The 4,416-nt window shown below is 71.1% G+C and carries 4 protein-coding genes and 1 pseudogene; 2 read left to right on the top strand and 3 right to left on the bottom strand.

The genetic code is table 11. From position 1 onward, the window contains the following. Positions 1-94 (top strand): annotated as a pseudogene (locus AB0435_RS33865) (heavy metal-associated domain-containing protein); the annotation flags it as partial. Between the two features lie 41 nt (positions 95-135). Here AB0435_RS33865 and AB0435_RS33860 read toward each other — a convergent pair. Genes AB0435_RS33860 through deoC form a run of 3 tightly spaced genes read right to left on the bottom strand, consistent with a single transcriptional unit; the run spans position 136 to position 3,456 of the window. After that, the gene (locus tag AB0435_RS33860; protein ID WP_366008225.1) at positions 136-1,047 is read right to left on the bottom strand and encodes an aldehyde dehydrogenase family protein; all 912 of its coding nucleotides are present in this window, start codon (positions 1,045-1,047) and stop codon (positions 136-138) included. Next, positions 1,040-2,476 (bottom strand): aldehyde dehydrogenase family protein, encoded by a 1,437-nt coding sequence (locus AB0435_RS33855; protein WP_366008227.1) that lies wholly within the window; start codon positions 2,474-2,476, stop codon positions 1,040-1,042. The genes AB0435_RS33860 and AB0435_RS33855 overlap by 8 nt, the downstream gene beginning before the upstream one ends. Next, positions 2,473-3,456, bottom strand: coding sequence for a deoxyribose-phosphate aldolase (deoC, locus tag AB0435_RS33850; RefSeq protein ID WP_361535239.1), 984 nt, complete (start codon positions 3,454-3,456; stop codon positions 2,473-2,475). Before deoC ends, AB0435_RS33855 begins: the two co-directional genes overlap by 4 nt. Positions 3,457-3,640: 184 nt before the next feature. On the opposite strand from deoC, the gene AB0435_RS33845 reads away from it, so the two are divergent. Next, positions 3,641-4,279, top strand: a complete 639-nt coding sequence (locus AB0435_RS33845) for a PH domain-containing protein (protein ID WP_366008226.1) — start codon at positions 3,641-3,643, stop codon at positions 4,277-4,279. Positions 4,280-4,416 lie beyond the last annotated feature (137 nt).

The following is a 4,416-nucleotide window of genomic DNA, read 5'->3' as shown; positions in this document are numbered from 1 at the left end:
CGGCGGGATGACCTGCGCGGCGTGCGTGGCGCGGGTGGAGAAGAAGCTCGGGCGGCTCGACGGCGTGACCGCCACCGTCAACCTCGCCACCGGCCCCGGTACCGGCCACCACCCCGCCCCTCCGGTCGTGCGGCGTCAGTACGACGAGCCGCCCGCGCCCAGCGAACCCGTCGGGTGCCAGACCGTGCGCGTCTCCAGGAACGCCGTCATGCGGTCCGTGCCGGGCGCCGCCGCCCAGTCCACAGCCTGTGGACGGAGTACGCGCTTGAGGTTGTCCGCCGCGGCGATCTCCAGCTCCTTCGCCAGGCCGGCGTCCGCGCCCGCGAGGTCGATCGCGTTGACGTCCTGGTGCGCGGCCAGCGACGGCGTGATCTCCGCCGTACGGCCCGACAGGACGTTCACGACGCCGCCCGGGACGTCGGAGGTGGCCAGCACCTCGCCCAGCGACAGGGCGGGCAGCGGGGCCTTCTCCGAGGCCACCACGACCACGGTGTTGCCGGTGGCGATCGCCGGGGCGATCACCGAGACCAGGCCGAGGAACGACGACTCCTGCGGCGCGAGCACGGCGACGACGCCGGTCGGCTCGGTGGAGGAGACGTTGAAGAACGGGCCCGCCACCGGGTTCGTCCCGCCGGTGATCTGGCCGATCTTGTCGGTCCAGCCCGCGTACCAGACCCAGCGGTCGATCGCGGCGTCCACCTGGGCCGCCGCCTTCGCCTTCGACAGGCCCTCGGCCTCGGCGACCTCCGCCACGAACTGGTCGCGGCGGCCCTCCAGCATCTCGGCGACGCGGTAGAGGACCTGGCCGCGGTTGTACGCGGTGGCGCCGGACCAGCCGCCGACGGCCTTGCGGGCCGCGACGACCGCGTCACGGGCGTCCTTGCGCGAGGACAGCGGGGCGTTGGCCAGCCAGTTGCCCTTGGAGTCGGTCACCTCGTACACCCGCCCGCTCTCGGACCGGGGGAACTTGCCCCCGACGAACAGCTTGTAGGTCTTGAAGATACCCAGTCGGCCCGCAGCGGAGCTGCTGTTGGACTCTTTAGACATCGAGGTACGCCTCCAGACCGTGACGGCCGCCCTCGCGGCCGAATCCCGACTCCTTGAAGCCGCCGAACGGCGAGGTCGGGTCGAACTTGTTGAACGTGTTGGCCCAGACGACACCCGCGCGCAGCTTGCCCGCGACGGCCAGCATCCGCGAGCCCTTCTCCGTCCAGATGCCGGCGGAGAGGCCATACTGCGAGTTGTTCGCCTTGGCGACCGCCTCGGCCGGGGTGCGGAAGGACAGCACCGAGAGCACCGGGCCGAAGATCTCCTCGCGGGCGATCCGGTGGGCCTGGGTGACGTTCGTGAACAGCGTCGGCGCGAACCAGTAACCCGCGGACGGCAGTTCGCAGGCCGGGGCCCAGCGCTCGGCGCCCTCCGCCTCGCCGCTGTCGGCCAGCTCGGTGATCCGGGCCAGCTGCTCGGCGGAGTTGATCGCGCCGATGTCGGTGTTCTTGTCCAGCGGGTCGCCCAGGCGCAGCGTCGACAGACGGCGCTTGAGGGCGTCCAGCAGCTCGTCCTGGACGGACTCCTGGACCAGCAGGCGGGAGCCCGCGCAGCAGACCTGGCCCTGGTTGAAGAAGATGCCCTGGACGATGCCCTCGACGGCCTGGTCGATCGGGGCGTCGTCGAAGACGATGTTGGCGCCCTTGCCGCCCAGCTCCAGCGTGAGCTTCTTGTCCGACCCGGCGACCGTGCGGGCGATGGCCTTGCCGACCGCCGTGGAGCCCGTGAACGCGACCTTGTTCACGTCCTCGTGGGCCACCAGCGCGGCGCCCGTGGTGCCGTCACCGGTGACGATGTTGACGACGCCCTTCGGCAGCCCGGCCTGACGGCAGATGTCCGCGAAGAACAGCGCCGACAGCGGGGTCGTCTCGGCCGGCTTCAGGACGACGGTGTTGCCCGTCGCCAGCGCCGGGGCGATCTTCCACGCCAGCATCAGCAGCGGGAAGTTCCACGGGATGACCTGGCCCGCGACGCCCAGCGGGCGGGGGTTCGCGCCGTAGCCCGCGTGGTCGAGCTTGTCGGCCCAGCCCGCGTAGTAGAAGAAGTGCGCGGCGACCAGCGGGAGGTCCGCGTCGCGGGTCTCCTTGATCGGCTTGCCGTTGTCCAGAGTCTCCAGGACGGCCAGCTCGCGCGAGCGCTCCTGGATGATCCGGGCGATGCGGAAGAGGTACTTCGCGCGCTCCGAGCCGGGCAGCGCCGACCACTTCTCGAACGCCTTGCGGGCCGCCTTCACCGCGCGGTCCACGTCCTCCGCGGAACCCTGCGCGACCTCGGACAGCACCTCCTCGGAGGAGGGGCTGACCGTCTTGAAGACCTTGCCGCCGGTGGCCTCGGTGAACTCGCCGTCGATGAACAGGCCGTAGGACGGGGCGATGTCGACGACCGCCCGCGACTCGAGGGCCGGTGCGTAAGTGAAAGACATGATCAGTCCACCGTGACGTAGTCGGGACCGGAGTAGCGCCCGGTGCTCAGCTTCTGCCGCTGCATCAGCAGGTCGTTCAGCAGGCTGGAGGCACCGAAGCGGAACCAGGTGTTGTCCAGCCACTCCTCGCCCACGGTCTCGTTGACCAGGACCAGGAACTTGATCGCGTCCTTGGTGGTGCGGATGCCACCGGCCGGCTTCACGCCGACCTGGACGCCCGTCTGCGCCCGGAAGTCGCGCACGGCCTCCAGCATCAGCAGGGTGTTCGCCGGGGTCGCGTTCACCGCGACCTTGCCGGTCGACGTCTTGATGAAGTCGGCGCCGGCCAGCATCCCGATCCAGGACGCGCGCCGGATGTTGTCGTACGTCGACAGCTCGCCGGTCTCGAAGATGACCTTGAGGCGGGCCTTGTCGCCGCACTCCGCCCGGACGGCGCGGATCTCCTCGAAGACGTCCATGTACCGGCCCGCGAGGAAGGCCCCGCGGTCGATCACCATGTCGATCTCGTCCGCCCCGGCCGCGATGGCGTCCCGGGTGTCGGCCAGCTTCACCGGCAGCGCGGCGCGGCCGGCGGGGAACGCGGTGGCGACGGACGCGACCTTGACGTCCGTGCCCTTCAGGGCGGCCTTGGCGGTCGCCACCATGTCCGGATAGACGCAGACCGCGGCGGTCGTGGGCGTCGTACGGTCGGTCGGGTCGGGGTGGACGGCCTTGGCGGCGAGCGCCCGGACCTTGCCCGGGGTGTCTGCGCCTTCCAGCGTCGTCAGGTCGATCATCGAGATCGCCAGGTCGATGGCGTACGCCTTCGCCGTCGTCTTGATCGAGCGGGTGCCGAGCGAGGCGGCGCGGGCCTCCAGCCCGACCGCGTCGACGCCCGGGAGGCCGTGCAGGAAGCGGCGCAGCGTGCTGTCGGAGGCGGTCACGTCCGCCAGATCCTTCAGCCGCCCCGCGGCGTCGTTGCCGTGTGCGGGAACTGTGGTGGGCATGGTCACCAGATGAGCATATCTACGCGCGTAGCGCGTGTCACCCCCTGATTGTGGCCCTCATTGCGGCCCCCATGGTGGCCCCCATGGTGGCTCCCATGGGGGCCACCATGGTGGCTCCGGTCCGTGAGGCTCCCGCCACCCTCTTCCGGGGCGTGTGGTGCGGCGTGTGGTGCACAATCGCCGCATGACGAGCCCGGACGACTCCTCCGCCCCGCAGACCCCGTACGCCGACCGGTGTTACCGCTCGCCCGCCGGGATCGCCGGCGGCGTGCTGCTGCTCCTCCTCGCCGCCTGGCTGGGCGGCGACGCCGTCCTCCGCGGCTCCGGGCGCACGCCGTGGCTCGCCCTCGCCGGGCTGCTCTGCGTCGTACCGCTGATCGTCGCCTTCACGCTGCGGCCCGCGGTGTGGGCGGGCGAGAAGCGGCTGCTGGTGCGGAACCCGTTCCGGACGATCACCGTGCCGTGGGGGTGCGTCGAGGATGTGCGGGCGGGGTATTCGAGCGAGCTTTTCGCGGGGGGCGCGAAGTATCAGCTCTGGGCTATTCCGGTGTCGCTGCGCAAGCGGAAGGCTGCGGCGCGGCGGGGGGCTGGTGGGGCTGGCGGTTCGTCGAGGTGGGCGTCGGCGTCTGCGTCTGTGTCGGCGTCTGTGTCCGAGCCGGTGCCTACGTCGGCGCCGGCGGATCAGGCGATCGGGGAGATCCGGGAGTTGGCGGCGCGTCATGCGGGGGTTGAGGGCGTGGTGTCGGTGCGGTGGGCTTATGAGGTGTTGGGGCCTGTGGGGGTGGGGGTTGTGGGGTTGGCTGTGCTTTTGGTTTTGGGCTGAGGTTGTTTGGGGTTGCTGTTTCCGGGTGCGGGTGCGTCTGCCGCCTGGGGTGGGGTGGCCTCAATCGCCGGCCGGGCTGGTTTGTGGTTGGGCCGGGGGTGTGGCCTCCGGGCTGAGGACCTGGAACGCGGTGCGTG

It is taken from the genome of Streptomyces sp. NPDC051173 (assembly GCF_040689515.1).
In the GTDB taxonomy this organism is placed as follows: domain Bacteria; phylum Actinomycetota; class Actinomycetes; order Streptomycetales; family Streptomycetaceae; genus Streptomyces.
The sequence above is the reverse complement of the archived record's forward strand: the minus strand, read 5'-3'. Positions and strand labels throughout refer to the sequence as shown.